The 233-nt window shown below is 56.2% G+C and carries 1 pseudogene; it reads right to left on the reverse strand.

The annotated features are described in order from the left end of the window. A pseudogene (locus ACFZPT_RS27105) lies at positions 1 to 204 on the reverse strand (DNA repair protein RecN); the annotation flags it as partial. Positions 205 to 233 lie beyond the last annotated feature (29 nt).

Genomic DNA, 233 nt, shown 5'->3' on the forward strand with positions numbered 1-233 from the left:
GTCCAGTCGTTCGTCAATTTCCTGCAGGCGCGCCGGATCGGCATCGAAGTGGTCCAGAAACCGATTCCGCTCGCCGACTGCTTCATCAACCAGGATCTGCGCACTGGTCAGCAGGGTTGTCGCGTCGCTCAGCGAACCCGAGGCGTTAATCAAGCATGACAAGCGGTTGAGGATGGCCGGGATCGCGGTGAGCACAAATCCGGAATAGCATTAGAATGAATTCAACAACACCA

This window comes from Pseudomonas sp. MD330_10, assembly GCF_042610415.1.
Lineage (GTDB): Bacteria > Pseudomonadota > Gammaproteobacteria > Pseudomonadales > Pseudomonadaceae > Aquipseudomonas > Aquipseudomonas rhodesiae.